The sequence below is a fragment of the Pseudomonas sp. SDO5215_S409 genome (assembly GCF_054071325.1).
The window spans coordinates 18,944-44,259 of the sequence record NZ_JBSVWN010000056.1 but is presented as its reverse complement, the minus strand read 5'-3'; the positions used below and the strand labels follow the sequence as shown (position 1 = coordinate 44,259).

The window sequence follows — 25,316 nt, the reverse complement described above, 5'->3', positions numbered from 1 at the left end:
CGTTTGAAGTGTAGACGAATTACTCAGAAATTTATTTCGCGAACAGCACACTAGAACATATGCGAGCAATATTTTTATTCTTGATGTTGGCGTCAACGTTCGCGGTTGCTGAAAATCAAAATAAATATTTGCAAGGTGAGCTACTTCAGGGGCCGTTTAAAACCAGCGTTGTTGAGGGGGCTGAGTTGTCTTTTTTAAAAACAGGAGATGTTGAATTTCCTGTGTCCCTGATACTGGAAAAAATGGGGAAGAATGGAAAAAAAGTTCGAGAGCTTGTGGGTAAGTATGAGGTCGCAGGCTCTGATCCTAAAATAGAGTCGTTATTTTTTTATCCGATAAAGGGAAAAAATAATGTCCTCGTGCTTGTTTCGTGGACGCTGACAAGTCGTGGCATTGGAACCTATGGAACTCTTTATCAGGTTTATGGATATGAGAAAAATGAGCGTAATTCGTTGGTCGTGAACAACCTCGTCACCTACGATGATAACCTGTCAGGAATTGATGGTTTTCAAGAGGGTGAAGCACAAAGTTTCTCGTATGTCGATGCAGTCAAAATAAAAGCGTATTTGAAAAATAAACGCTAAATAATATATTTTTATTTGTTACTTTTTAGGTATGGTTTGTGTTTTTAGAGTGAAAAGTTTTCAAAAACTTGCATCAAAACTATTACTGGTGGATAGGCGATTGGCCTAAACTAACAATTTTACGAAAAACTTCAATTTACTCGTCGCAAACCATCGTCGCCGACACGGGAATGTATTTGGTGAGTGGCGATAAGGTAAAGCGAGAGGTGGTATCGGCCGGGTGGCTATCGATTCTATATAAAACCGCAAAGGGCAGAGAGATTCGTGGTTGGGTACTTTGCAAAGATGTTAACGGTTGTTAGCGGGGCAATCTTCATAGTTTAGGTGTAAGATTTTGTACTGGCGCTGGCTTAATATACCGGCATTAAAACGCATAAAGGGACTTATGAACGCTCATATTCGGTCAACTCGGCTCCGTCTTGTGGCCGCAGTTTTCAGCCTGTTTGTATCATTCAGCTTTTTCCACGGTGCTGCCTATGCGGCAGAATGCCCGTCGGAAGACTTCATCACCTTCCTTTCGATATTTTCCTCACGTGCAGAATCCCAACAGGCTCTGACGCACATCACACTGAAATCGTTGGTGTTAAAACCAACAGCAGAGCCGGGTGGGTTTGAACCACAGACTACCGTCCAAGCGGTGTCCTCTTTGATGTTCCCGCTACTGGCACCTGTAGCATCAGCCCAGGTGGAGGGCATCAATGTTGAAGATGTCGATGCTCATCATGTCAAGGTTGTCGATAAGCGCGCAGGCAACAGCCATATCAAGGTGTTTAATTTTTCCCGCACCACGTGCTGGGTTCTCGAGGGGATAGAGGACTGGTCGATCAGTGACAATGATCTTTCGGCCCCAGGCAAACCAGGTCTGAACAACGCTGAAAACGACTGCTATCAGCGGGGCGATGCTTTTTCTCGCTTAGGCGGCAGTGGGCTATACGAGCTAGGCACGGCTTTTTTTGAAGCGGCATTAGAAAACTACGTGTGCGCCGCTGCCTCTGAAGACCCCCAAGCCAGCCTGGATGCCGCAAGTCTCAGTTTGTCGGGGATGGCGCCACAGTTAAGTGACGATAAGGTGGAAGCACTGTTGAAAGCCGCCGCCGCTACCCTGGCCGACGGTGCTGCCAGCCTGTCGACGTTTTATTGCTACGGTAATTCGACCGCCCCTGAAGGTCCGTGCCATCGTCCTGCCCAAGCGGAAGAAGAGCTCATCCGGGCCGCCTCAATGGGCTCTGTCGATGCCATCAATTATCTGGGTGATGCATTTGAAAACGGCACGCTGAAGACCCGTGACACGGCGCGTGCGATGGCGTGTTACCAGTTGGCTGCCGCCCAAGGCAACCCTGCGGCCAGCGAGAATGCGCGACGCCTGGCAGTGCAGCTCACTGACGACGTCGGCACCGATCATTGCCTGTAATTTTGAAAACGAGAGGCGTTCATCGCGCAAGCCGTTGTCGGTTACTTGACCGTACTAAAAAGGAATGAGGTGATCTCAAGAAAACCCTGCGGGGAGGGCGCAAACGCATTAACACCGTTCTATCCTACGCGGCATTAAACACGTCAAAAAAAGCCCCGAAGATTTTCGATGACCCGACCCCCTGTGCCCAGTACAAGGGATCGCTCACCCACCGCGCACATCGTTTTCAAACCCCATCAACAGGCGCATTTTCTCAAGCAACATCCCGAAAATGACCTCTTCGTCAAACGCCTCCAACTGCCATTGAAAGCCGATCACATAGTTACCCTCGGTCCACGGTTCAATACTGGTGCCCACAAACAACCTGCGCCCTTGCTCCATAAGGCGCTCATCGACGTCACACAAATAAACCCTGATAAGAGGCCTGAGTACGGTCTGGCTGTAGTCCAGATAAAGAACAACGTCCGACCACGTTTCCCAGTCCTTGCAGGCGTAGCGCAAGGCGGGCCAGCCATCCCAGGTGTGTCGGCGGGTGTAGGGTTTGTAGCCGGGGATGTTTGACTGAAACGTGGCGAGGATTTTCCGGTCCAGCGCTTCAAAGGCTTTGTCGCGCAGTTCGTTGAGTGCCTTGATCTGAGGCAGGTGGTCAAACACAAAGTCGATGCTGTCGGGGTTCATGGCGCGTTCCGTGGTGACGTTTTCCAGGTGCAGCAGGAACTCTCCTGCCAACACTTGCCATTTATCCAGTGGCACCCGTGGGTTCGGGCGGGGCAGTTGTTCGCGAAGCGCTGCGAGGAATGTGGTGTAGCTCAAACCGACCCAGTTGCCTTTTGCGGCGTTCCCGGCAGGGGAAAGCACAACAAACATCGGTGTGTGGGATTTAGCGAGGGTTTTGGCGTAGGCCTCGTAGTCGTCGAACGGGTTGATTGCGTGATGGAAAATCTTGTTTTCCAACACCAGCAGCCAGCCATCCCCGTGAAGCAACACGTCTATGCGGTTGCCGTTGGGCGTATTGACCTCGCGCTGCGGCGGCAGGCGCAGGGTTGGCGAGAGGCTGGGGTTTACAACGTTCAGCAGGGCTTGAAGAAAACAATTCCCCAGCCCGTGGCGTTGCCCAGGGTCAAGAAAAAACGCGAGCAGGTCGGTGGTGGGGTTTTCGTAGTAAGCGCGGGCGCCCAAGGCAAATATGCTCGGCTCATACGTCGGCTGGCGATGTTCTTCGGCCTGGGCCAAAAAGGCCTTGGCCTGTTCCAGGTCCATGGTGGTGCTCCGTGTGAGGGCCGTGTTTGGGGCGGGCGGTGAGCCGGGCCAATACCGAGCTCAACCTGCACGACCTTGCATATCAAGGTCACAGTGGGCCCGCCAGAATAGCGGGCCCGGCGTGTTTCTCACAGCTTAGGCAGTTGCCCGATACAGCCCATCATTTCGGTGACGATTTGCAGGTCCAGCAGGAACTGCTCGACCGTCTTGAATTCGCCATCGGTGTGCCCGGTGTATTTGACCTCTGGGCGGGCCAGGCCGAATTGTACGCCGTTGGGCAGTTCGTGCACCGAGGTCGCCCCGGCTGAGGTGCCGAAGGTGTGTGCCATGCCCAGGTTTTCGCTGGCCACTGCCAACAACGCCTTGACCCACTCACCTTCGGGGTTGCGGTACATCGGCTCGGCGATTTTGGTGTCGAAGGTCACGGCCACCTGGCTTTTGTGGGTCCAGGCGCCGAGTTTTTCAGTGATCTGGGCCTTGAGCGCGGCAGGCGTCTTGCCCTTGGGCACCCGCAGGTTGACCGCCAGTTTGAACGCCTTGGCGTCTTCTCCCACGTAGGTCAGTGAAGTGGTCAGCGGGCCCATGAAGTCATCCGCAAACGCGATACCCAGTGTGTTGCCCAGGTAATCCAGGCCCCAGTTGTCGGCCGCGTAGCGGGCGGCGTCGGTGATGGCGTTGTGCTTGAGGGCCACCTTGCCGTTCAGGCTGTTGATGAACCCCAGTGCTCGGGCCACCGGGTTGACGCCACTTTGCGGCTCGGAGGAGTGCGCAGAAACCCCGGTCACTGTCAGCTTGACGTCGTTGCCGACCACCTGGGCGGCCACCTGGAAATTGCCGCCGTTCTGCTGGGCGTACTGGGTGCCGGCCTGTTGCAGGCTGGCGGCCAGCTCGGCGGGATGGTCCGTGTGCAGCATCGCCACCGACACCGAAGGAATCTGGTTGGTCGCCAGGCCGCCGGTCAGCGAGACAATTTCCGCGCCTTTGCCGTCTGCCTTGCGCTTGGGGAAGCTTGCCATCACGGTGCCGTAGCCTTTTTCGGCGATCACCACCGGGTAGCCGCCGTCCAGCGCCAGGTTGTATTGCGGGGTGGGATTGTGCTCGAAGTAGTACGGGATGGCGTCGCCGGAGGTTTCCTCGGTGGTGTCCACCAGCAGCTTGAAGTGCCGCGCCAGGGGCAGCTTTTCTTCCTTGATCACTTTCATGGCATACAGCGCGACGACAATGCCGTTCTTGTCGTCCTCGGTGCCACGGCCGTACATGCGATCGCCAATCAGGGTGATCTTGAACGGGTCGAGCTTGGTGCCGTCCGCCAGTACCCAGTTTTCCGGGGTGACGGGCACGACGTCGGCGTGAGCATGAATGCCCACCACTTCATCGCCGCTGCCGGGCAACGAGATCTCGTAGACACGGTTGTCGATATTGCGAAAGGTCAGGTTGAACGACTCGGCCAGGTCTTTGATCTTGGCCGCGATCTTGATGAATTCGGGGTTGTCGTGCTGGGCCACACCGTCCACCTGAAAGGTCGGAATCTCTACCAGTTCACGCAGGGTTTGGGTGGCGGCCTTGCCGTATTTCACTCGGGCGTAGAGGCCCAGCAGGCGGTGGATCTGGTTTTGCTGGTCGGCGGTCAGGTCCTTGTCGGCCAGAAACGCGGTGATCGCGGGCGCAACGTCTTTGCCCAAGGCCAGCTTGCCGTGGGTGAGGTTTGCAAGGAACTGACGGAAATCGGTGACCGGCTGCTCGCTGAAACTTTCAAGGATGGCCGTGCTTTGTTGCGGGGTGATGTTGGCGAGTGCCGAGGGTGTGAACGACGCAAGGCTGGCCAGGACCAGCGTGGCCGCGGCCAATTGTTTGAGGGAAAAGTCCATTGCTGGGGGCATTCCTTTGCAGGGTGTGGGTGGGAAATGTCTGATCGAGTGGTCAGAAACATTTCCACACACTAACACTGCTGGGCAGGCGGTGGGGAGTCCTCAGTGGCTGCCCCACGCCAACAGGCGTTCTGCTGCGCGGCTTAGCTCAGCAGGCCCGTACTCACCGCCACAATCAAAAACACCCCCAACACCGCGCGATAAATCACGAACGGCCAGGTGGAGAACTTCTCCAAAAACTTCATCAGGCCCCAGATTGCGAAGAACGCCGAGATGCTCGCCACCACCAGGCCAAATAGCAAGTGAGGCCAGGCATGGGCGGGCATGTCGGCGTGGAACAGCACCCACAGTTCTTTCAAGCCGGCCAGGGCGATGGCGGGCAGGCCCAGCAGGAACGAGAAACGTGCGGCTTCTTCGCGTTTGAAACCCAGGAACAATGCAGCCGTCAGGGTGGAGCCCGAGCGGGAGACGCCGGGGATCAGCGCGCCAATCTGCGCGATACCCACGATCAGCGCGTCGCGCAGGCGCATTTCACCCACGGTGCGGCGGTGGCGGGCCGTCAGTTCGGCGGCGGCCAGCAGTACCGCCATGACCAGGCAGGAAATGCCGATCACCATCAGCCCGCGCAGCGGCGAGTTGCAGGCATTGAGGGTCGATGACAACGCAAGGCCCGCGATGCAAATGGGGATGGTCGCCAAAATGATCGCCACGGCCAGTTTGAACCAGTGGCTGTTGTAGTCGCCCTGGCGTACCGCGCTGATGCTGCCGACGGTGACTTGGCGCACGTCTTTCCAGAAGTAGCTGATCACCGCCGCCAAGGCGGCCAGTTGCATGGCGGCAGAGAACGCCGAGCCTGGGTCTGGCCAGCCGAGCAGGGCGGGCACGATGCGCATGTGGGCGGTGGAAGACACGGGCAGCAGCTCGGTAATGCCTTGGATGATGCCCAGAATGCCGATTTGCAGGTAATCCAGGGACGCAAAGCCAACATCGAGGCCGCTGGAGCAGACGTTTGTCAAAGTACTTTTCCTGAAAACAAGGGGGAGGGAAGTGCTACAGAGTTTAGTCTAATCTTGTAACGAATTCGGCGTTGACAATAGAAAGTTGCGGTTGGTTCAGCAAGCAGAAAGCTTGACCGCCACGGATGGCATTGTGGGGCGCTTTTGTGAACAATGGCGCCCCACCCAGGCGCCTGCGCCGTGTTTTGACCGAGATGCCTATGCCCGCCACGCCTGAAACCACCGTCGAGCTGATCCAGACCGGCCCGGAAGATGCCGAATTGATCGCCAACCTCTACCAGTTCTACGCCTACGAGTCCTCGGACTGGGAGCAGGAGGACGTGGAGCCCGACGGCCGTTTCTACATTCATCAAGAGCACCTGGACCGCTACTGGCAGGCCCCGCAGTGGAGCGCCAACCTGATACTGGTCGACGGCTATGTCGCAGGCTTTTTGCTGGTCGAGCGCAGTGAGCTGCCGGGCATCGACGCGCTGGAGTTGGCCGACTTGTTCATCCTCAAGCGCTACCGGCGCAAAGGCATCGGCAGCGCGTTGGCCACCCAGGTGCTCAGCAGCGGCTCGGCCAATTGGCTGGTGCGCTTTTACGACCAGGATGAAGCCGCCCAGGCGTTCTGGCGTGTGGTGCTGGACAACCTGCCGCGCCCGGCCCAGGCGATCGAGCTGGACGATGAGCCGAATTTGCAGAGTTTTCTGGTGACGCGGGCCTTGCACTAAGCCACTGCGTGGGGCTGTCAGCTCACCATAATGATCTTCGACACCAGCTCCACCGCCGTCTTCGCCTGCAGCTTTTTCATCAGCCGCGCCCGGTGCACTTCCACGGTGCGGTGAGAAATGCCCAGGCGCAGGGCGATCTCCTTGGACTTGAGCCCATTGACGATGTGCATGGCGATTTCCCGCTCGCGAGGGGTGAGGTCGCCGGTGCCCTGGTGCGTGCGGTCCAGCCGCTCGAAGTGCCACACCATCAGCTTGAACGGGTCGTCCGGGGTCAGCGTGTAGCCGTGGGAGCGGGCCCAGAACACTTCGCCGTCGTGGTGCTGCATGAAACGCTCGTCGGAATAAGAGCCGTTTTTGCTGTTGCGCAACCACTCGTGGCTGCGCTTGCCAATCGCCTGGTAATCGGCCTGGGACGGGTAGATAAGCACGGTCAGCTGATTGAGCAACGCATCACGCCCATACCCGAACAGGTGCAGGAACGCCTCGTTGCAGTCGAGGATCACCCGCTGGCTGGTGATCAACTGGGGCGCGGGGGAAACCTTGAACGCCAGGCGTTCGATGTCTTGGAGTTGGTGTGCGAAAACGCTCATTGGCATCCTGCCTTGGGGGGCTGTCCGGTGGCGCTACTTAGCCTTGTAAGTAGTTGCACGAACTGGCGAGTGCCGGGTTCGATGCGCCATTCTAAGGAAAGTCCGTACCAAGAACAGAAGAAAATAAACATGCCTGTTGATTGCGTTTCGATTGTTGCTGCTGGCCATTCACGTTTTGGTCGCCTGGAAGGCTCCACCCTGGAGGACTTGATCGTCCAGGTCACCCGCGAAGCGCTGCAGGATGCGGCCATCGAAGCCTGCGAGATTGACGCGTTGTTTCTCGGCCATTTCAACGCGGGCATGGTCACCGACGGTTTTGCCGCCTCCTTGATGCTGCAGGCCGACCCGGCGCTGCGGTTCAAGCCGGCCACCCGGGTAGAAAATGCCTGCGCCTCGGGCTCGGCGGCGATCCAGGCGGGGGTCAACGCGATCCTGTCCGGCAGCGCCGAGCTGGTATTGGTGGTGGGCGCCGAAAAGATGACCCACAACACCACGGCCCAGGTCACCCAGGCACTGGCGGGTGCCGGTTACCAGAACGACGCCGCCGAGGCGGGCCTGAGTTTTCCGCAACTGTTTGGCCAGGCCGCGCGCCAGTACACCCAGCGTTATCACTGCCCGCTGTCGTCGATGGCTTCCATCGCCACCAAGAACCACTCCAACGCCATGGCCAACCCTCTGGCGCAGATGCACCGGGTGATGGACTTCGAGCACTGCAACCAAGTGTCGTCGAGCAACCCGCTGGTGGCCGATCCGCTGCGCCTCACCGACTGCTCGTTGATCAGCGACGGCGCCGCGGCCATCCTTTTGGCTTCGCCCAAGCGCGCCGCGCGTTTTCGCCGTGAGGTGCAGATCCGCGCGCTGACCCAGGTCAATGACTGGCTGCCAATTGCGCAACGCGACATCCTTGCTTTTGAAGGCCCGCAACGGGCGATCCATTCGGCCCTGCGCGCCGCCAATGTCACCCTGGCCGACCTGAGTTTTGCCGAAGTGCATGACTGCTTCACCATCGCCGAACTGTTGATCTACGAAGCCATGGGCCTGGCGCCCAAGGGCGAAGGCCACCGTGTGCTGGACAGTGGCGTGGTGCGGGCCGGCGGGCGTTTGCCGGTGAACTTGTCGGGCGGGCTCAAGGCCAAGGGGCACCCGGTGGGCGCCACGGGCGTGTCGATGCATGCGCTGGCGTTTCGCCAACTGACCGGCGAGCCCATTGGCCTGGCGGTGCCCCAGGCCGAATTTGGCCTGGTGTTCAACATGGGCGGCATGGCGGTCGCCAACTACGCCTCGGTGTTGCAAGCCCGCCGGAGCTGACCGATGAACATTGCCCACTGGCTGCACGACACCCAACGTCGCGACCCCCAGCGCCCGGCCCTGTTCGAAGGCGCCCGGCAAGTGGCCGACTACGCCACCTTCACCGCTCGCGTACGCCAACGCGCCGCTGCGTTGCAGGGCGCGCACGCGCTGGTGCCGGGCGATGCGGTGGCGGTGCTGATGAAAAACTGCTGCGAGTACCTGGAGCTGCTCTACGCCATCTGGTGGATGGGCGGGGTGGTAGTGCCCATCAACCATAAATTGCACCCGGCAGAAGCGGCCTGGATCGCCGACAACGCCCAGGCCCGGCTGATCTTTACCGATGGCGGCCAGGTGTTCGCCCCGGCCGACCTGCCGCCGGGGTGCCGCGAGCTGGACGGGCACCCGCTGCCCGCCGCCCAGGTGGGGCCGTCGCTGGAGGCGCCTTGCGCGCGCCACGACCAGGACCTCGCCTGGCTGTTTTACACCTCGGGCACCACCGGGCGTTCCAAGGGTGTGATGCTGTCCCATGGCAACCTGATGGCGATGTCCTTGTGCTACCCCATCGACGTGGACCCCGTGACTGCGGGCGATGCGGTGGTGTATGCCGCGCCGATGTCCCATGGCGCCGGGCTGTACAACTTCATTCACGTGCGCTGCGGGGCGCGGCATGTGGTGCCCGAGTCCCGGGGCTTTGATGCCGCCGAACTGTTCGCACTGGCAACCCGGTTACACGACGTGTCGCTGTTTGCCGCGCCGACCATGGTCAAGCGCATGGTCGAGCAGGCGCGGCGCCAGGGCTATGGCGGGGAGGGCATCAAAACCCTCGTGTATGGCGGCGGCCCCATGTACCTGGCAGACCTGGAGCAGGCCCTCGACACCTTCGGCCCGCGCCTGGTGCAGATCTACGGCCAGGGCGAGAGCCCGATGACCATCAGCGCATTGCCCCGCTCGCTGATCGGCGACCGTCACCGCCCCGGCTGGGCCGCGCGGGCTGCGTCGGTCGGCCAGGCGCAGGCGTGCGTGGAGATCCGTATCCTGGACGCCGCGCATCAGCCGCTGCCGTGCGGCGAGCGGGGCGAGATCGCCGTACGCGGCGCCACGGTGATGCAGGGCTATTGGCGCAACGAAACGGCCACCCGGCAGACCCTCGTTGATGGCTGGCTGCTGACCGGCGACATCGGCTTTCTCGACCCGGCCGGCTACCTGACGCTCACCGATCGCTCCAAAGACGTCATCATCAGCGGCGGCAGCAACGTGTACCCGCGGGAAGTCGAAGAGGTACTGGCCCAGCACCCGCAGGTGTTTGAAGTGTGCGTGGTGGGCGAGCCCGATGCGCAGTGGGGCGAGTCGGTGGTGGCGTTTGTGGTCACAGGCGATGGCCAGCCGTTGGATCAAACCGCCCTCACGGCCTGGTTCACCGAGCGCATGGCCTCGTTCAAAAAACCGAAGAAATACATCTTTCGCGACGAGCTGCCTAAAAACAGCTACGGAAAAATCCTCAAGACCGACTTGCGGGCCTGGTTAAAAGAGCAGAGCATCGCCGCCGTTCGCTAATCCCGCTTTTTATGGACAGACATCAGACAAGGAGTCCCTTCGATGGGCATTCAACCCCAAGACACGGCGCACAAGCGTCGCCGTGCGTTTATCGGTGCCACTTCCGGCCACCTGATCGAGTGGTACGACTACGGCGTGTACGGCTTTCTGGCCGTGTACATCGGCCAGGCGTTTTTCGTTTCCGATGACCCCACCACCAGCCTGCTCGCCAGTTTTGCCGCGTTTGCCCTGAGCTTTTTCATCCGCCCGCTCGGCGGCCTGTTCTTTGGCCCGCTGGCCGACAAGATCGGGCGGCGCAAAACCCTGATCATGGCCCTGGTGATGATGAGCGGTTCCACCTGCCTGCTCGGCCTGTTGCCCACTTACGCGAGCCTGGGCATCGCCGCGCCGGTGCTGCTGATTCTGGTGCGCTGCGTGCAAGGCTTCTCGGCGGGCGGCGAGATCGGCACCGTCACCAGCTTTATCTCTGAATACGCAGGCCCCGGGCGACGCGGGTTTGCCACCTGCTGGTTGATGGTCACGGCGGTGCTCGGCCTGCTGCTGGGCGGCGCCGTGGCCAACGGCATGACCTGGATCCTGGGCGCCGAACTGATGCAGGAATGGGCCTGGCGCGTGCCGTTCCTGATGGCGGCGCCGCTGGGCTTTATCTCCATGTACATCCGCCTCAAGCTTGAAGACAGCCCCGAGTTCCTTGCCCTGCAACGGGCCGGTGACACCTCCAAGGCGCCGCTGCGCGAAGTGTGGCAGTGGAAACGCGCGATTGCGCTGGTGTTTTTCATCATCACCCTGCACAGCTCGATCTTTTACCTGGTGCTCACCTTTGCCTCGACCTACATGGCCAAGATCCTCAAGTTCGACAGCGGCACCATTTTGCTCTACGTGTTCGTGGCCAGTTTCTCGGCCGCGTTCGTGATGCCGTTTGGCGGGGCCTTTACCGATAAATACGGGCGCAAACCCTTCCTGCTGGTGATCGGCACCTTGGCCACGCTGGCCATGTTCTGGCTGTTCAAGTCGGCGCCCACGGCCACGGCCGCGTCGTTCTTCTGGCCGCTGATGGCGGTGGCGATTCTGTTCGGGCTCTACGCGTCCTCGACTTACGCGCTGATGAGCGAGCTGTTGCCCACCCGCATCCGCTCCACCGGTATCGCCGTGGCGTACAACGTGCCGGTGGCGGTGTTTGGCGGCAGCGCGCCGCTGATTTCGACCTGGTTGATCCAGTTGACCGGCGACATCACCTCGCCCTGGTACTTCTACGTCGGCACCGGCGTGGTGTCGCTGATTGCCCTGGTGGTGTTGCGCACGGAAGACTTCGTCGCCGCTGGCAAGCCGGCGGTGGTGGCTAATGTGAAGGCGGGCGCGTTGCAGGTGTCGGCGGCGTCTTGAACGTGTTGATCCGGTGAGGATTGGCGTAGGGCTTGAATGATGAGCTATACCTTAAACGGTTTGATGCTCCGCAAGCCCTCGTGACTCATTGATCAACAAGGAAGATATGTTTATGAGCGATGTACAACTGATCGCCAGCGTGACCCCGCACACGCTGACTGAACTGCTTCAGGCCTCCGGCTACCGCGTCAACCAGACCGAGCAGAACGGCAGCGTGCAACTGCTCAGCGCCAGCCAGGGTATCGGGTTTTCCGTGCGCTTTGGCAACCCGGCGACAGAGCAGGGCAGCTACGTAGACTTCACCTACAGCTGCGCGCTGCGCGTACAAGGCGAGCTGCCCAAGGGCCTGGCCGATGTGTGGAACGCTTCGCGCCGGTTTGCCCGGCTGTCGTTGCAGGGCGAGTTCCTGCTGATGGAGATGGACGTGGTGGTGGCCGGTGTCGGCGCGACGTACCTGCGCGGTCAGTTGGAACTGTGGGACCGCCTCTTGCAGGAGTTCATCGTGTACCTGCGTGACTACACCCAGCAGGCCGCCCAGCTCCAGGCCCAGGCCGATGCCGCCGTGGCCGATGCCCGTGAGGAGACGCCTGCGCTCTAAGGGCGTTGGGGGTGGAGGCGGGCCCACCCGCGTCCACCCATGGCTTCAGGGATGTTCCAGGTGGCAGCGCATCTGCTGATGCACACTGCCCACCAGCCGCTGCGGGCGTTCGCAACCTTGGGTGCGCCGTGGGCAGCGGTCCAGAAAGAAACACCCCTCCGGCAGCACGCGGTTGCCCGGCAGTTCCGTGGGGGCACTCACGTAGGCCTCATCCAGCGCGACCCCCAGTTTAGGCACCGCCTCCAGCAACAGCCGGGTGTACGGGTGCCTTGGCTGTTCCAGCACCTGCTTGGCACACCCCAACTCGACGATCTGGCCCAGGTACATCACGGCCACGCGGTCGGCCATGTGGCGCACCACCGACACGTTGTGGGAAATCAGGATGTAGGTCAGCCCAAGGCGGCGTTGCAGCTCGGCCAGCAGGTTGAGGATTTGCGCCTGCACCGAGATGTCCAGCGCCGAGGTGGGCTCGTCCAGCACCAGAATGCTGGGGTTGGACGCCAGCGCCCGGGCGATGGCGATGCGCTGGCGCTGGCCGCCGGAAAACTGGTGGGGGTAGCGGTCCAGGTACTCGGCGCGAATGCCCACTTGCGCCGCCACCCGGGCGGCGATGCCGCGCATTTCGCTCTTGGGCGTGTCGCCCAGGGCAAACAACGGTTCGGTGATGATTTTCCAGATCGGCAGGCGCGGGTCGAGGGACGATTGCGGGTCCTGGAACACGATCTGCACATGGCGATGGCGCTCGCGGTCGCTGGTGTAGGCCCAGTTCACTTCGCCGTCGCTGGGCGGCACCAGGCCCATCAACAACTGCGCCAGGGTGCTTTTGCCACAGCCGGACTCGCCGACGATGCCCAGGGTTTCGCCGGGGCGTACTTGCAGGTCGATGCCGTTCAGCGCGTGGGCGTATCCGCGCGGGCGGCCCAGCCAGTCGTTTTTCACCGGGAATTTCACGCGCACATCACGCAAGGTCAACAGCGGCTCAGTCATCACACAGCCTCCCGGGTGGTCAGCCAGCACGCGCTTTTGCGTTGGCCGGCCGGGTTGATCGAGTCCAGGTGGGGGCGTTCCACGCACAAGGCCATGGCCTGCGGGCAACGTTCGCGAAAGGTACAGCCGGTGGGCAGGGCGGCGAGGTTGGGCACTTGGCCGGTGATGGTTTGCAGGTCTTCGCCGGGCTCGACCTGTTCCGGCAAACCACTGAGCAAACCTTGTGTATACGGATGGCGCGGGTCGCTCATCACCTGTGCGGTGGGGCCTTCTTCGACCACGGCGCCGGTGTACATCACGTAGACCCGGTCGCAGAACTGCGACACCACGGCCATGTCGTGGGTGATCAGCAAAATGGCGGTGCCGCGCGCCCGGGCTTTTTCGCGCAGCAACAACAGCACCTGGCGTTGCACGGTCACGTCCAGGGCGGTGGTGGGTTCGTCGGCGATCAGCAATTGCGGATCGCAGGAAAACGCCAGGGCGATCATCACCCGCTGGCGCATGCCGCCAGACAGCTCAAAGGGGTAACTGTCGAGGACGTGCTCGGGGTCGGCGATGTGCATGTCACGCAGCAGGTCGATGGCCTTGGCGCGGGCGGCGCCTTTACTCACGCGCTGGTGGTGCATGATCACATCGAGCATCTGCCGGCCGATGCGCCGGGTGGGGTTGAGGGCGGTCATTGGCTCCTGGAAGATCATCGCCGCATCGCGTCCGCGAATCTTCAACAGCTCTTTTTCCGGCGCACTGAGCATGTCGCGGCCCAGCATCTGCAAACTGCCGCAGGTGATGCGGTAACTGCGCTCGGGCAGCAAGCGCAGGCTGAGCATGGCGGTGACGGACTTGCCAGAGCCGGACTCACCGACCACCCCGACGATCTCCCCCGGGTTGACGTGCAGCGACACGCCGTTGAGGGCCTGGACGTTGTTGCGGTAAGCCGGGAATTCCAGGCTCAGGTTGTTGATGGCAAGGACCGGTGCTTGGGTCATGGTCATTTCCCCTGTTGCCGTGGGTCGAGCAGGTCGCGCACGCCGTCACCCAGCAGGTTGAAGCCGGTGGCGGTCACCAGGATCGCCAGCCCCGGAAAGGTCGAATACCACCAGTTATCGAGAATGAAGTTACGCCCGGTGGCCACCATCGCGCCCCACTCGGCGGTAGGTTGTTGTGCGCCCAGGCCGATGAACCCCAGCGCCGACGCCATCAGGATGGCGCTGCCGATGTCCAGGCTCAGTTGCACCAGCAGCGGCGGCAGGGCGTTGCGGCCCACGTGCCAGGACACGATATGCCAGCGCCCGGCGCCAAAGGTCCGTGATGCCTTGACGTAACCCATCTGGCGGATGCTCAGGGCCTGGCCCCGGGCCAGTCGCACGTAGAACGGAATGCGCACCACGGTGATCGCCAGCATTGCGTTGAACAGGCTGGGGCCCAGGGCGGCCGCCAACGCCATGATCAACACCAGCGACGGCACCGACAGGATGATGTCCATCAGGCGCATCACCAGGTTGTCGAAACGCCCGCCGATGATCCCCGACAGGCACCCCAGCAGGCCCCCGGCCAGGCACGAGGCAAAGGCCACGAACAGGCCGACGCCCACCGACTGGCGGCTGCCGTAGAGCACCCGGCTGAACAGGTCGCGGCCCACCTCGTCGGTGCCGAACAGGTGCTCGGCAGAGGGCGGGGCCAGGCGTTGGGCCAGGTTCAGCGCGTTAGGGTCGTGGCTGGCCAGCCAGGGCGCGAAGGCCATGCACAGCAGCACGATCAGGGTGATGAGCAAACCCGCCAGGGTCAGCGGGCTGCGCCGTACCTGGTAGCTCAGGTACGCCAGGCGCGTGCGCCAGGTGGGGCGTTGGGCCAGGGGCACCGGTACGGGCATGGTTACGGGGGCGGTCATCTCAATTCACCTCGCCGATACGCGGGTCGACCACGCGGTAAAGCAGGTCGATCAGCATGTTGAGCAGTACATAAATAAACGACACCAGAATGGCGAAGCCCATCACCGCCGGGAAATCCAGGGCCTGGATCGACTTGACCACATAAGCGCCCATGCCCGGCCAGGCAAACACGGTTTCGGTGAGCACGGCGCCGTAGAGCAAATCGCCCAGGGTCAGGCCGAGCACGGTGATCGAGGGGATCAGCGCATTGGGCAGCGCGTGGCGCAAAATCACCGCCCAGCGCGACAGGCCATAGGCGCGGGCGGTGCGGATGTAGTCTTCACCGAGCTGGTCGAGCATGGCCGAGCGGATCTGCCGGGCGACCACGCCGAGGTTGACGAACCCCAGGGTGATGGCCGGTAACAGCAGGTGTTCCAGCGCGTTGAGAAACAGAGGGAGGTCGCCCGCCAGCAGGGCGTCCACCAGGTAAAAACCGGTGATCGTGCGGGGCGGGTTCAGGCCCTCGTCGAGCCGGCCGCTGCCGGGGAGCCAGCCAAGCTGGCCGTAGAACAACACGATCAAGCCCAGGCCCAGCCAGAACGCCGGGGTCGAAATGCCGGTGACCGCCAGGGTCCGTGCGAACTGGTCGATGGCGCGGTTGTGGTACACCGCCGACAACACCCCCAGCGGCACGCCCACTAGCACCGACAGCAGCAGCGCGGCAAAGGCCAGCTCCAGGGTGGCGGGGAAGAAGGTCTGCAGGTCTTCCAGCACCGGGCGGCTGGTACGGATCGAGGTGCCGAGGTCGCCGTGCAGCAGGTCGCTCATGTAGCGCAGGTATTGCTGGTACAGCGGCAGGTCGAGGCCGAGCTGGTGGCGGATGTTCTCGACGATGGCATCGGTGGCCCGGTCGCCGGCAATCAGGCGCGCCGGGTCACCCGGAATCAGGTGAGAGATGCAAAAGGTGATCAGCGACACGCCCACCACGACCAGCAACAGGCCGAACAGGCGTTTACGCAAAACAGTCAGGAAGGCCATGGGGGCTCCTCTGTAGCACGGGACTGTGAATCAGGAGGCCGTCAGCGTGGGAACGGGCGGGCAACGCAGGCCCGCCGGTTCCCACCTCGGCGCTTTACGGGTTACTTGCTGATTTCAGCCACGTTGAACACCTGCTCCAGCATCGGATGGAACACATAGCCCTTCACCGAGTCACGCATCGGCAGGGTGTAGTTCTTCTGGTACAGGTAGGCGTACACGGCGTCCTTGACCACGATCTTTTGCGCTTGCTGGTACAGCTCGGTGCGCTTGGCCGTGTCGTTGTTGGCCGCCGCATCGCGCACCAGCGTGTCCACCTGCGGGTTGCTGTAGAACGAGCGGTTGCCCGGCAGGCCTTGCAGCGCGGAGTCGAACCAGAAGTTCATGTACATGTAGGGGTCGGAAAAGTCCGGTGCCCAGGAACCGATGGACACGTCGAAGTCACCCTTGCCCAGGCGTTCGCGCATGGTGGCGTTGGCCAGTTTTTCCATCTTCAGGTTGATGCCCAGCGGTGCCAGGCTGGCTTGCAGGGTGAGGCCGATGGACTCCCAGTTGGCGTCCTTGTCGGAGTACATGAAGTTCAGGTTGGTGATCTTGCCCGGGACTTTTTTCAGGTTGGCGCCAGCGGCGTCCAGGTCCTGTTTCATCAGCGGCAGGCTGTCGTCATGCGCCCACATCCCGGCCGGGATCGGGCCGTTCATGAGCTTGGCCTGGCCCTTGAGGATGCCGTCGACGATGCCTTTGTAGTCCACCGCATCGACGAGGGCCTGGCGCGCATTGAGGTTATCCAGCGGCGCCTTTTTGTTGTTCAGGTACAGATAGGTCACGCGCAGCGACGGGAACTCGTCGATCACCACGCCCTTTTTGCTGGCCAGGGTGGTGAGCTGGTCCTGGGGCATGTCTTCGGCGATGTCCAGGTCGCCTTTTTCCAGCTGCAGGCGGCGCACCGAGGCTTCGCCGATGATCTTGATCACCACCTTGTTCAGCGCAGGTTTTGCGCCCGCGTAATAGGTGTTGGGTTCCAGGGTCAGCGACTGGCCCTTTTGCCAGTTGCTCAGGCGAAACGCGCCGGAGCCTGCGGTGTGGGTGGACAGGTAGGCGTTGACGTCGCCTTGCTTGACCACGTCCGGGTTGATGATGCCGGCGCCGTTGTGGGCCAGGGTGTAGAGGAAGGGCGCGTAGGGTTTGGTCAGGGTAAAACGCACGGTGAGCGGGTCGATCACGCTCACGCTCATGTCATCCGGGAACGCACCGGACGGGCCTTGCTTGAGCTGCATCACGCGGTCGAAGGAGAACTTCACGGCGTTGGCATCCACGGCGGCGCCGTCGTCGAATTTGTTGCCGGGCTTGAGGGTGAAGGTCCACACCAGGTTGTCGGCGGAAATGTCCCAACGCTCGGCCAGGTCGCCCTGCACGTCGGTGCTGCCTTTGCCGTTTTCGACTTTATAGGCCACCAGTTTCTGGTAGGCGGGGTAGGTCACGGCCCAATCGTTGTTGTCGATGGTCACGGCCGGGTCGAGGGTTTGCGGGTCGGCGGCTTTGCCGATCATCAGGGTGTCCTTGGGCGCAGCGGCGCTTGCCGATTGCCACGCGCCCAGGCTCAGGGCCGCGCACAGCAGGGACAGGGTCAGGGTGTTTCGGGTGCTAAGGGTCATGCCGGTTTCCTTGATTATTTAGAGGAAAAAGCGGGTCAGTTTTTATGAAATCTATAACCGGGCAGTTGGAGCCAAAGGTGCTGCTTATTATTGTGGGGGCAGGTTTTAAGGTCAGTGCGACTCCTCGATCAGGGGGAAGTTTTCGGCATCCGGCAGCTCGTAATGCCACCACTCCGTGGCAATCGCCTTGAAGCCTGCGCCGAGCATGATGCCCATCAGGATCAAACGGTTGCGCTGCACCTGCGGCGGCAGGTCGGGGTAGAACGGGTGGGACTTGGGCTCCATGGCATCAAAGGCCGTGCCCATGTCCAGGGGCTCACCGTGCTCGTCGAGCAAGGTCAGGTCCACCGCCACGCCCCGGGTGTGGTGCGAGCCCAGGCGCGGGTCGCGCACGTAGTTGGGGTCGGGCAGTGCTTGCCACAGCAGTTGCTGGGCATAGGCCGGGCGGTAGGCGTCATAGATACGCAGGGTGTAGCCAGCCTGGCGGGCAAACTGGCTGGCTTTGCGCAGGCACTCGGCGGCCTCGGTGTGCAGCAGGCAACGCGCGTTGCGGTAGATCACGACGCCTGCCAGGTTGTCGGCGCTGGCGTAGATCAGGTCGATCTGCACCGGGAATTCAGGCGGGGCGATTTCTACGAGCAGAGGGTTGTTCACTTGAAGAGGTCCTTTCTCGGTCACGGTTCAAACTGGCCAAAGGCCTGTTGCAGGGCACGGTTTTTTGCCAGACGCGCATCCAGGCGCTCGCCGTAGTGTTCGGCCACGGCGGAGACTATCAGATTAAAAAGGCAGGTTAACGGGGCCATGGAATCCCAGAACTGTCCTACATCGGTCTTGAGTTGCAGCAGGTCCGTCTCATAGTCCCGCGCCCACGGGCACTGCAGGTCGGTGATCAGCGCCAGCGGCAAACCTTCGGCGTTGGCGGTTTCGCAGAAGGTCGGCGTAATGCTGGAGTAGGCGCGGAAATCGGCGATGAGCGCGTAGGGCTTTTCGAAGCCCGAGTTCAGGGTTTCGGCATAGATGCCCGACAGGCCGTCAACGTAATAGACCTTGGGGCGGATGTATTCGAGGTGGCTGTGAAACGCGCTGAGAATGCCGCGAGTCGACTGGATACCCAGGATAAACACGGCATCGGCCTCGACGATCTGCTGCACGATGCGCCCGAACGGTTCACTGCGCGCCAGCTGGTAGGTGTGTTCGATGGCCTCGACTTCGCGGGCCAGGGAGCGGTCGAGGGCGTCTTGCTGATGGGCTTCCTGGCGAAACGCGCCCAGGCGGTCGGTGATCAGCCAGTGGGACTGTGGGTCGCCGCGCAGGCCTCGCTTCACGTCATCCAGGTTGCGATAACCCAGGGTGCGCAGGAAGCGGCCGACGGTGATGCCAGTGGTGCCGGCGTGTTGGGCAATGCTGTCGGCCGTTTCAAAAGGCAGCTGCGACAGGTTGGCCAGCAGGTACGTAGCAATCCGCTTGCCCGTGGGCGTCAGCGTGGGAAATTGCTGTTCCAGTGTGTGGTGAAAGCTGTGCTTGTCCATGACGTGCCCGGCGGTCTATGTTATCTGTCATACATTTTTATGGTGGCTGTTATTAACCTAACATTCGTGGTGCTGACATAACAATGAAATTTATTGGATTTGTGGGGGAGGGGGTTGTTGCGCGTGGGCGTGCCGATCGGTGGCGGCGAAAGTGACAGCCCGCTACCGCAGGAGAGCCTGCGATAGCGGTCGATGACGCGGGGTCTCAGCGATTCAGGCGTGCCTGCGCACCGTTCAGCGTGCGCTCGGCCACGGCGCCGAACACCAGGCCGACGGTGGTCCACAGCACCAGCTGGATGCCCAGCGAGGCGACGCGAAATTTCCACAGCAACACGGCCGAGAACTGCTCTGGCACTTCATTGATGACCGGGAACAAACCGCCCGCCACCGAGACGATCACGATGTACAGGGCCACGCCCAGTATCGCGCCGGTCCAGATGCCACGGCGGGCGATCAGCTTGCGGGCGGTGTTGACCGCAATCACCGCCGCCGCGACCGACACCAGCAACATCAGGAAAAACAGCTGGGTGCGCAGCGCAATGGTGTCCGGGTCGCCCACCGAAGGCGGGTTGGCCGGGTACTTGAGGCCTGGCACCACAATCAGCGTCACAAATGCCGCCAGTGCCAAGAGCGCGGCCAGGCCACGCGGGCCGACCTTGCCGATGCGGCCCAGCGCATAGGCGAAGACCAGGGCAAAAATGCCGCCCAGCGACACGCTGTACACCACCACGCCGGTAAACAGGCCGAAGGTGCTTTGCACTTCGCGGCTCACCAGCTCTTCTTCCGGCGCATCGCCGTGCATCTGCGCCATCTGATCTTCAAAGGCAATCGCCTTGTCGATCTGCGGCTCGCCAAACGTCTTGGCAAACCCAAAGGCCAGGATCCCGGCCAGCAAGCCCACCAGCATCCCGCGAACGAGTAAATGCCCTGTCATGTCGTCACGCTCCGATCAATGGCAGGGGAAACCCAGCAGGTGGCGGCCGTCGTGCACGAACTCATGCACATACATGCCCTTGAATACCGCAGTGGCGCCTTGTTCGGCACCGACGAAGTAAATCGCCAGCAGCAACAGCAGGCCGCCAAAAATGGCCCAGGGCAGGATCTCGCCCAGGGGAATCGTGGGCAAAGAAAGATCGGAGTCGGTTGCAGCGGTGTAAGCCATGAGAACCTCCAGGGATAACGCGTCCCGAAATGGAATAGCCAAGGTGATGAAAACAGGGTCTGGCTTAAGGCTGTAAGGCCCCCTACAGTGGCGCGACCGCGCCGGCGTTGAACCGGCTTCCTGTTTTCATTTGCGTTGTAACATGTTGAAACAACTTCACCAGTCTACGCTGACTGGGCCCCGAACGCGGAGTTAAATGCATGCAAGGCACCCGATTGACACTGATTTGCCATGCGCTGACCCCGTATCAAAAGCGCGGACGGTTTCCGGCGGACGAGTCGGTGTTGATGGACTGGGAAAACGCACCGTTGTCACAGGCCGCGCGTTTCAAGAAAGACCCGCGCCTGCTGTGCGGGCCCGAAGCGCGCACCCGCCAGACCGCGACGTTGTTCGCCACCACGGCGGTCATGGAGCCGGCGCTGCGCGACGGTGATTTTGGCGAATGGCAGGGCCAGGCCCTCAGCGACGTGGACCCACTGCAACTGCACACCTGGTTGACGGACCCGAGCAGCGCGCCCCACGGCGGCGAGTCGGTCGATGAGATCTGCGAGCGGGTAGGGCGCTGGATGCACACCCTCCAAACACAGCCCGGGCACGTGGTGGCGGTGACGCACCCGTTCGTGATTCGCGCGGCCCTGCTGTACGTCATGAAGTTTCCGCTCTCGATGTTCTACCTGATCGATGTGGAGCCGCTGTCTTCGACCGAGCTGCGTTACCACCACGCATGGCGCCTGCGCCTGGAAACTCACGCCTGAGCCGCCGAACATGGCAAAATCCGCGCCCCGCACAGAGAGCATCCCCATGAAGCGCATCCTGATCATCGGCATTGGCGCCGGCAACCCCGACTACATCACGATGCAGGCGGTCAAGGCGCTCAACCGCACCGACGTGTTTTTTCTGATGGACAAGGGCCAGAGCAAAGACAAGCTGATCGACCTGCGCCGGGAGATCTGCCAGACCTACATCAGCGCCGATCACCCGTACCGCTTCGTCGAGGCCGAGTGCCCCGAGCGCGTGCGGGGAGACATCGACTACACCACCGCCGTGCAAGACCTCAACCGCGACAAGCAACACACCTTCGAGCGCATGATCAACGAAGAAATGGCCGACGGCGAAACGGGCGCTTTCCTGGCCTGGGGCGACCCTGCGTTGTACGACAGCACCATCCGCATTCTGCAGGCGATTCTGGCGGGTGGCGGCTGTGCGTTCGAGTTTGACGTCATCCCCGGGATCACCAGCGTCCAGGCGCTGGCGGCGCAGCACAAAGTGGCGTTGAACCGCATCGGCCGCTCCGTCGAGATCACCACCGGGCGCCGCCTGGCCGCGGGGCAGGTCAGCGATGCCGACACCCTGGTGGTCATGTTGGACGCCGAAGATTCCTACCGCACCCTGGCCGATCAAGACAGGGACATCTATTGGGGCGCCTACCTGGGCACGCCGGACGAAATTCTCATCAGCGGCAAGGTGGGGCAGGTTGCCGACGAAATCGAACGGGTGCGCAAGGCGGCGCGCCAGGCCAATGGCTGGATCATGGACACGTACTTACTGCGCAAACCCTAGAGGTCAATGCCCATGCTCAAACTGATTGCCCTAAGCCTCGCGCTGTTGGCGGGCGCCGCCCATGCCGACCCGGTGTTGCACAACGACCTGCCGCTGCTGTACCTGGAGCAGACCCAGCCTGATGCGCGCAACGAACCGCTGGTGATTTTCCTGCACGGGTTTGGCAGCAACGAAGAAGACCTGTTTGGCCTCAAGGACCGGCTGCCGTCCACCTGGACCTACCTGTCGGTGCGCGCGCCCATGCCGGTGGACGCCGACGGCTACCGCTGGTTTGCCAAAACCCCCGGTGACGGTGAGTACGACGGCCAAACCGCCGACTTGCAGCGCAGTGCCCGCCTGATCGAAGACTTTGTGCGCCAAGCCACCGCCAAATACCACACGCACAGTGACCGGGTGTTCCTGGTGGGGTTCAGCCAGGGCGCGATCATGTCGTATGAAGTGGGCTTGCGACAGCCTGAGCAACTGCGCGGGATCGCGGCCTTGAGCGGCAGCGTATTGTCCGTGCTCAAAGGGCAGCTCAAGCCCGACAAGCGACTGGACACGCTGGCGATCTTTATTGGCCACGGCACGCTGGACCAGGCGTTGCCCTATGCGTCGGCAACGCGGGCCAATGAGGTACTGCAGGGGATCGGCCTCACGCCTGAATTCCACGGGTATCCGGGCATGATTCATACGGTTGGCGAGGCCGAAGTGCAGGACCTCAAGCACTGGCTGGAAAACAGCCTGCACTAAAGCCCTGCGGTGGGGTCACTGGCCGCCGGTGATCTGTTTGACCAGCGCTTCGTGGCCCTTCACATCGTCCGCCCGGGAGATGGCCTGGATCACCAGCATGTGCTGGCCTGCACCGGCAAGAAACGTCGAGTTCAAGGTCTTGCCGCCGCCCTGGGTGGCCGTGCTGTCAACCTGGCGCACGCCGATGCCTTTGACCGTCAGTTTCTTCTCGCCCTGCTTTTTGAAGTCGGGCAACGCGGCGCTCTGGCTCTTGACGAAGTCATTGGCGGCGCCGTCCAGGAACGCGGTGTCGTTGTTCTGGATGCTGGCGTCTTTGCGCACGGTTTCGGCGACGATGACCACACTTTTGGTCGTCGAGTTGGCATACAAGGTGCCGCTGGTGTAGGCGGTGCCATCCGCTTCGCTGCCGGTAGGCAAGGTGTCGCCTACGTAGGCCGTGGGCAGGGCAAAGGTGAACTTGCCGTCCAGGGTGGACACGGTCTGGGTATCAGTCTTTTGCGCCACGGCTTTTTTGGCGGCGAAGGAGGGGCTCGCGCCCAACCCCACGAACAGGGCCAGGGCCAAGAGGGCGGCGGATTTGCTGAGGGTGGCCATGAAGCACTCCAGGGATGAACGAAATTGCGCGACATTCTGTCAGAAATTTCGCAATTTCGTTCATGTGGATCCTTACACCTTGTCGGACTCCTCCTCGAGCCGATCCATCTCAAATAATCGCGCCAATTCCGCCCGGGATTCCTGGGCGGTTTGCATCACTTTGGCGGCGTCGTCATACACGGCATGTTGAGCGGCCAGCAGTTGCAGGTCATGGGCCTTGAAGCGGTTGATGCGCGCATCGGCCTGGGTTTGCGTCAGCCCCAGCCCCAACAGGGTGCGGCGGCTCATTTCCAGGCTGGAGTAGAAGGTTTCCCGCACGGGCGAGGCGTCCAGGTCGACCAGGCGATGCACGTGCTGGCGGTTGCGGGCGCGGGCGATGATCTTCATGTGCGGGTAGAGGTTGCGCACCAGTTCGGCGGTCTTGATGTTGATCTCGGGATCGTCCATGGCGATGACAAAGAACTCGGCCTGGTCCACCTTGGCCGCGTGCAGGATCTCCGGGCGGCGGGGGTCGCCGTAGAACACCGGCATGCCGCCAAAGCTGCGGGTCAACTCGATGGTTTCCACCGACGTGTCCAGGGCGATGAACGAGATGTTTTGCGCCCGCAGGATCCGCGCAACAATCTGCCCCATGCGGCCCATGCCCGCGATCACCACGCGTGGCGCGTCGCTTTCGATAGCGCGGTATTCCTCGGGCACGTCCACCGGCTTGGCCTTGGGCCGGAACAGTTTCGGGCAGAGCAACAGCAGCAGCGGGGTGACGGCCATGGACAGGGTGATGGTCAGTACCAGGATGTCGTACAGGTGGGGCTCGAACAGGCCCTGGTCGCGACCGATCTTGAACACCACAAACGCGAACTCGCCCCCGGCCGCCAACACCACGCCCAGGCGCAGGGCACTCTCGCGGTTCAGGTCACCCACCAGGCGACCGACGCTGTACAGCAGCGGCAGCTTGATGGCGATCAGCAACAAGGTCAGGCCCAGCACGGCCAGGGGCGAGCTGAACAGCAGGCTGAGGTTAGCGCCCATGCCCACGCTGATAAAAAACAGCCCCAACAGCAGGCCCTTGAACGGTTCGATCTGCGACTCCAATTCGTGGCGGTATTCGGAGTCGGCCAGCAGCAGGCCGGCCAGGAACGCGCCGAGGGCCATGGACACGCCCACCAGTTCCATCAGCCAGGCGGTGCCGATCACCACCAGCAAGGCGGTGGCGGTGGACACCTCGCGCAGGCCGGTCTTGGCCACCACGCGAAACACCGGGCGCAACAGGTAGCGCCCGCCGATGATCACCACGGCGATGCTGGCCAACACCTGCAACCCGTGATGCCAACCCTGGGCTTCGGTGGTGGGGTGATCGCTGCCCGCGAGCAGGGGCACCAGGGCGATCAACGGGATCGCCGCAATGTCCTGGAACAGCAAAATGGCAAAGGCCAGGCGGCCATGCGGCTGGTTCAGTTCCTTGCGCTCGGCCAGGCTTTGCAGGCCGAACGCCGTGGACGAGAGCGCCAGGCCCAGCCCGAGCACGATCGCGCCGTTCCACGCCTGGCCAAATGCCCAGAACGCCACCGCGCCCATCACCACGGCGGTGAGCAACACCTGCGCCAGCCCAACGCCAAACACGGCTTTGCGCATCACCCACAAACGCTTGGGCGACAGCTCCAGGCCGATGATGAACAGCAGCAGCACCACGCCCAGTTCGGAAAACTGGCTGACACTTTGCGGGTTGCCCACCAGGCCCAGCACCGACGGGCCGATGATCACGCCAGCCAGCAGATAGCCCAAGACGGCGCCCAGTTGCAGGCGCTTGGCCAAGGGAACGGTGAGCACGGCCGCGAGCAGGAAAACCACCGCGGCTTCTAAGAGGTTGCCTTCATGGGGCATTGCTTACTCCAGGTCTTTCTTCAAATCGACAAGGCGCCATTAGAGC

General features: G+C 61.8%; 25 protein-coding genes and 1 riboswitch. Of the genes, 10 read left to right on the top strand and 15 right to left on the bottom strand.

The window, feature by feature from the left end:
- Positions 1-83 precede the first annotated feature (83 nt).
- Positions 84-584 (top strand): hypothetical protein, encoded by a 501-nt coding sequence (locus ACW9H9_RS23485; protein WP_457345519.1) that lies wholly within the window; start codon positions 84-86, stop codon positions 582-584.
- Between the two features lie 385 nt (positions 585-969).
- On the top strand, positions 970-1,995 hold the full coding sequence (locus tag ACW9H9_RS23480) for a sel1 repeat family protein (protein WP_457345521.1): 1,026 nt from the start codon (positions 970-972) through the stop codon (positions 1,993-1,995).
- 204 nt (positions 1,996-2,199) lie between these two features.
- Here the strand turns inward: ACW9H9_RS23480 and ACW9H9_RS23475 are convergent, their stop codons facing one another.
- From ACW9H9_RS23475 to ACW9H9_RS23465, 3 genes are all read right to left on the bottom strand, one after another.
- Entirely contained in the window at positions 2,200-3,255 is a 1,056-nt protein-coding gene (locus ACW9H9_RS23475; RefSeq protein ID WP_457345522.1) for a PD-(D/E)XK nuclease family protein, read from the bottom strand.
- 128 nt (positions 3,256-3,383) lie between these two features.
- A complete protein-coding gene (locus tag ACW9H9_RS23470; RefSeq protein ID WP_457345523.1) occupies positions 3,384-5,123 on the bottom strand; it encodes a dipeptidase in 1,740 nt (579 codons plus the stop codon).
- A gap of 143 nt (positions 5,124-5,266) precedes the next feature.
- Positions 5,267-6,139, bottom strand: a complete 873-nt coding sequence (locus tag ACW9H9_RS23465) for an undecaprenyl-diphosphate phosphatase (protein WP_457345525.1) — start codon at positions 6,137-6,139, stop codon at positions 5,267-5,269.
- Between the two features lie 194 nt (positions 6,140-6,333).
- Here ACW9H9_RS23465 and ACW9H9_RS23460 point away from each other — a divergent pair, with 194 nt between their 5' ends.
- A complete protein-coding gene (locus ACW9H9_RS23460; RefSeq protein WP_457345563.1) occupies positions 6,334-6,852 on the top strand; it encodes a GNAT family N-acetyltransferase in 519 nt (172 codons plus the stop codon).
- A 17-nt stretch (positions 6,853-6,869) separates the two neighbouring features.
- Here ACW9H9_RS23460 and ACW9H9_RS23455 read toward each other — a convergent pair whose 3' ends face one another.
- On the bottom strand, positions 6,870-7,442 hold the full coding sequence (locus tag ACW9H9_RS23455) for a LuxR C-terminal-related transcriptional regulator (RefSeq protein WP_457345526.1): 573 nt from the start codon (positions 7,440-7,442) through the stop codon (positions 6,870-6,872).
- 129 nt (positions 7,443-7,571) lie between these two features.
- Here ACW9H9_RS23455 and ACW9H9_RS23450 point away from each other — a divergent pair, with 129 nt between their 5' ends.
- From ACW9H9_RS23450 to ACW9H9_RS23435, 4 genes are all read left to right on the top strand, one after another.
- Entirely contained in the window at positions 7,572-8,750 is a 1,179-nt protein-coding gene (locus ACW9H9_RS23450) for an acetyl-CoA acetyltransferase (RefSeq protein WP_457345528.1), read from the top strand.
- A 3-nt stretch (positions 8,751-8,753) separates the two neighbouring features.
- Positions 8,754-10,286, top strand: coding sequence for a class I adenylate-forming enzyme family protein (locus ACW9H9_RS23445; RefSeq protein WP_457345529.1), 1,533 nt, complete (start codon positions 8,754-8,756; stop codon positions 10,284-10,286).
- A gap of 42 nt (positions 10,287-10,328) precedes the next feature.
- Positions 10,329-11,669, top strand: a complete 1,341-nt coding sequence (locus ACW9H9_RS23440; RefSeq protein ID WP_457345530.1) for an MFS transporter — start codon at positions 10,329-10,331, stop codon at positions 11,667-11,669.
- A 112-nt stretch (positions 11,670-11,781) separates the two neighbouring features.
- On the top strand, positions 11,782-12,267 hold the full coding sequence (locus tag ACW9H9_RS23435; RefSeq protein WP_457345532.1) for a YbjN domain-containing protein: 486 nt from the start codon (positions 11,782-11,784) through the stop codon (positions 12,265-12,267).
- Positions 12,268-12,312: 45 nt separating this feature from the next.
- Here the strand turns inward: ACW9H9_RS23435 and ACW9H9_RS23430 are convergent, their stop codons facing one another.
- From ACW9H9_RS23430 to ACW9H9_RS23390, 9 genes are all read right to left on the bottom strand, one after another.
- A complete protein-coding gene (locus tag ACW9H9_RS23430) occupies positions 12,313-13,254 on the bottom strand; it encodes an oligopeptide/dipeptide ABC transporter ATP-binding protein (RefSeq protein ID WP_457345534.1) in 942 nt (313 codons plus the stop codon).
- A complete protein-coding gene (locus ACW9H9_RS23425; protein ID WP_457345535.1) occupies positions 13,254-14,246 on the bottom strand; it encodes an ABC transporter ATP-binding protein in 993 nt (330 codons plus the stop codon). Before ACW9H9_RS23425 ends, ACW9H9_RS23430 begins: the two co-directional genes overlap by 1 nt.
- Positions 14,243-15,142, bottom strand: coding sequence for a D,D-dipeptide ABC transporter permease (ddpC, locus tag ACW9H9_RS23420; RefSeq protein ID WP_457345536.1), 900 nt, complete (start codon positions 15,140-15,142; stop codon positions 14,243-14,245). The genes ACW9H9_RS23425 and ddpC overlap by 4 nt, the downstream gene beginning before the upstream one ends.
- A 1-nt stretch (position 15,143) precedes the next feature.
- Positions 15,144-16,160, bottom strand: a complete 1,017-nt coding sequence (locus tag ACW9H9_RS23415; RefSeq protein WP_457345538.1) for an ABC transporter permease — start codon at positions 16,158-16,160, stop codon at positions 15,144-15,146.
- 101 nt (positions 16,161-16,261) lie between these two features.
- Positions 16,262-17,812, bottom strand: coding sequence for an ABC transporter substrate-binding protein (locus ACW9H9_RS23410; protein ID WP_457345540.1), 1,551 nt, complete (start codon positions 17,810-17,812; stop codon positions 16,262-16,264).
- Positions 17,813-17,923: 111 nt separating this feature from the next.
- Complete coding sequence (ddpX, locus tag ACW9H9_RS23405) at positions 17,924-18,466, bottom strand: D-alanyl-D-alanine dipeptidase (RefSeq protein ID WP_457345541.1); 543 nt, start codon at positions 18,464-18,466, stop codon at positions 17,924-17,926.
- A gap of 20 nt (positions 18,467-18,486) precedes the next feature.
- The gene (locus ACW9H9_RS23400; RefSeq protein ID WP_457345542.1) at positions 18,487-19,341 is read right to left on the bottom strand and encodes a MurR/RpiR family transcriptional regulator; all 855 of its coding nucleotides are present in this window, start codon (positions 19,339-19,341) and stop codon (positions 18,487-18,489) included.
- 205 nt (positions 19,342-19,546) lie between these two features.
- Positions 19,547-20,275 (bottom strand): CbtA family protein, encoded by a 729-nt coding sequence (locus ACW9H9_RS23395; protein WP_457345543.1) that lies wholly within the window; start codon positions 20,273-20,275, stop codon positions 19,547-19,549.
- 15 nt (positions 20,276-20,290) lie between these two features.
- A complete protein-coding gene (locus ACW9H9_RS23390; RefSeq protein ID WP_457345544.1) occupies positions 20,291-20,503 on the bottom strand; it encodes a CbtB domain-containing protein in 213 nt (70 codons plus the stop codon).
- Positions 20,504-20,652, bottom strand: a riboswitch (adenosylcobalamin (AdoCbl) riboswitch). It abuts the gene before it with no gap.
- A gap of 51 nt (positions 20,653-20,703) precedes the next feature.
- Here ACW9H9_RS23390 and ACW9H9_RS23385 point away from each other — a divergent pair.
- The 3 genes from ACW9H9_RS23385 to ACW9H9_RS23375 are packed head-to-tail and all read left to right on the top strand — an operon-like array spanning position 20,704 to position 22,795.
- Positions 20,704-21,258, top strand: a complete 555-nt coding sequence (locus tag ACW9H9_RS23385; protein ID WP_457345545.1) for a histidine phosphatase family protein — start codon at positions 20,704-20,706, stop codon at positions 21,256-21,258.
- A 46-nt stretch (positions 21,259-21,304) separates the two neighbouring features.
- Positions 21,305-22,063, top strand: coding sequence for a precorrin-6A synthase (deacetylating) (cobF, locus tag ACW9H9_RS23380; protein WP_457345546.1), 759 nt, complete (start codon positions 21,305-21,307; stop codon positions 22,061-22,063).
- A gap of 12 nt (positions 22,064-22,075) precedes the next feature.
- The gene (locus ACW9H9_RS23375; RefSeq protein WP_457345547.1) at positions 22,076-22,795 is read left to right on the top strand and encodes an alpha/beta hydrolase; all 720 of its coding nucleotides are present in this window, start codon (positions 22,076-22,078) and stop codon (positions 22,793-22,795) included.
- 15 nt (positions 22,796-22,810) lie between these two features.
- Here ACW9H9_RS23375 and ACW9H9_RS23370 read toward each other — a convergent pair whose 3' ends face one another.
- Positions 22,811-23,389 (bottom strand): hypothetical protein, encoded by a 579-nt coding sequence (locus tag ACW9H9_RS23370; RefSeq protein WP_457345548.1) that lies wholly within the window; start codon positions 23,387-23,389, stop codon positions 22,811-22,813.
- Between the two features lie 72 nt (positions 23,390-23,461).
- Complete coding sequence (locus tag ACW9H9_RS23365; RefSeq protein ID WP_457345549.1) at positions 23,462-25,270, bottom strand: monovalent cation:proton antiporter-2 (CPA2) family protein; 1,809 nt, start codon at positions 25,268-25,270, stop codon at positions 23,462-23,464.
- Between the last annotated feature and the right edge of the window lie 46 nt (positions 25,271-25,316).

What these genes read in the sequence shown, in the direction of transcription:
- ACW9H9_RS23370 (WP_457345548.1), bottom strand. Translation starts at nt 23,389, where the DNA reads ATGGCCACCCTCAGCAAATCCGCCGCCCTCTTGGCCCTGGCCCTGTTC.
- ACW9H9_RS23390 (WP_457345544.1), bottom strand. Translation starts at nt 20,503, where the DNA reads ATGGCTTACACCGCTGCAACCGACTCCGATCTTTCTTTGCCCACGATT.
- ACW9H9_RS23450 (WP_457345528.1), top strand. Translation starts at nt 7,572, where the DNA reads ATGCCTGTTGATTGCGTTTCGATTGTTGCTGCTGGCCATTCACGTTTT.
- ACW9H9_RS23365 (WP_457345549.1), bottom strand. Translation starts at nt 25,270, where the DNA reads ATGCCCCATGAAGGCAACCTCTTAGAAGCCGCGGTGGTTTTCCTGCTC.
- ACW9H9_RS23385 (WP_457345545.1), top strand. Translation starts at nt 20,704, where the DNA reads ATGCAAGGCACCCGATTGACACTGATTTGCCATGCGCTGACCCCGTAT.
- ACW9H9_RS23455 (WP_457345526.1), bottom strand. Translation starts at nt 7,442, where the DNA reads ATGAGCGTTTTCGCACACCAACTCCAAGACATCGAACGCCTGGCGTTC.
- ACW9H9_RS23415 (WP_457345538.1), bottom strand. Translation starts at nt 16,160, where the DNA reads ATGGCCTTCCTGACTGTTTTGCGTAAACGCCTGTTCGGCCTGTTGCTG.
- ddpC (WP_457345536.1), bottom strand. Translation starts at nt 15,142, where the DNA reads ATGACCGCCCCCGTAACCATGCCCGTACCGGTGCCCCTGGCCCAACGC.
- ACW9H9_RS23480 (WP_457345521.1), top strand. Translation starts at nt 970, where the DNA reads ATGAACGCTCATATTCGGTCAACTCGGCTCCGTCTTGTGGCCGCAGTT.
- ACW9H9_RS23425 (WP_457345535.1), bottom strand. Translation starts at nt 14,246, where the DNA reads ATGACCATGACCCAAGCACCGGTCCTTGCCATCAACAACCTGAGCCTG.
- ACW9H9_RS23475 (WP_457345522.1), bottom strand. Translation starts at nt 3,255, where the DNA reads ATGGACCTGGAACAGGCCAAGGCCTTTTTGGCCCAGGCCGAAGAACAT.
- ACW9H9_RS23430 (WP_457345534.1), bottom strand. Translation starts at nt 13,254, where the DNA reads ATGACTGAGCCGCTGTTGACCTTGCGTGATGTGCGCGTGAAATTCCCG.
- ACW9H9_RS23410 (WP_457345540.1), bottom strand. Translation starts at nt 17,812, where the DNA reads ATGACCCTTAGCACCCGAAACACCCTGACCCTGTCCCTGCTGTGCGCG.
- ACW9H9_RS23445 (WP_457345529.1), top strand. Translation starts at nt 8,754, where the DNA reads ATGAACATTGCCCACTGGCTGCACGACACCCAACGTCGCGACCCCCAG.
- ACW9H9_RS23440 (WP_457345530.1), top strand. Translation starts at nt 10,329, where the DNA reads ATGGGCATTCAACCCCAAGACACGGCGCACAAGCGTCGCCGTGCGTTT.
- ACW9H9_RS23375 (WP_457345547.1), top strand. Translation starts at nt 22,076, where the DNA reads ATGCTCAAACTGATTGCCCTAAGCCTCGCGCTGTTGGCGGGCGCCGCC.
- ACW9H9_RS23460 (WP_457345563.1), top strand. Translation starts at nt 6,334, where the DNA reads ATGCCTATGCCCGCCACGCCTGAAACCACCGTCGAGCTGATCCAGACC.
- ACW9H9_RS23435 (WP_457345532.1), top strand. Translation starts at nt 11,782, where the DNA reads ATGAGCGATGTACAACTGATCGCCAGCGTGACCCCGCACACGCTGACT.
- ACW9H9_RS23395 (WP_457345543.1), bottom strand. Translation starts at nt 20,275, where the DNA reads ATGACAGGGCATTTACTCGTTCGCGGGATGCTGGTGGGCTTGCTGGCC.
- cobF (WP_457345546.1), top strand. Translation starts at nt 21,305, where the DNA reads ATGAAGCGCATCCTGATCATCGGCATTGGCGCCGGCAACCCCGACTAC.
- ACW9H9_RS23400 (WP_457345542.1), bottom strand. Translation starts at nt 19,341, where the DNA reads ATGGACAAGCACAGCTTTCACCACACACTGGAACAGCAATTTCCCACG.
- ACW9H9_RS23470 (WP_457345523.1), bottom strand. Translation starts at nt 5,123, where the DNA reads ATGGACTTTTCCCTCAAACAATTGGCCGCGGCCACGCTGGTCCTGGCC.
- ACW9H9_RS23485 (WP_457345519.1), top strand. Translation starts at nt 84, where the DNA reads ATGTTGGCGTCAACGTTCGCGGTTGCTGAAAATCAAAATAAATATTTG.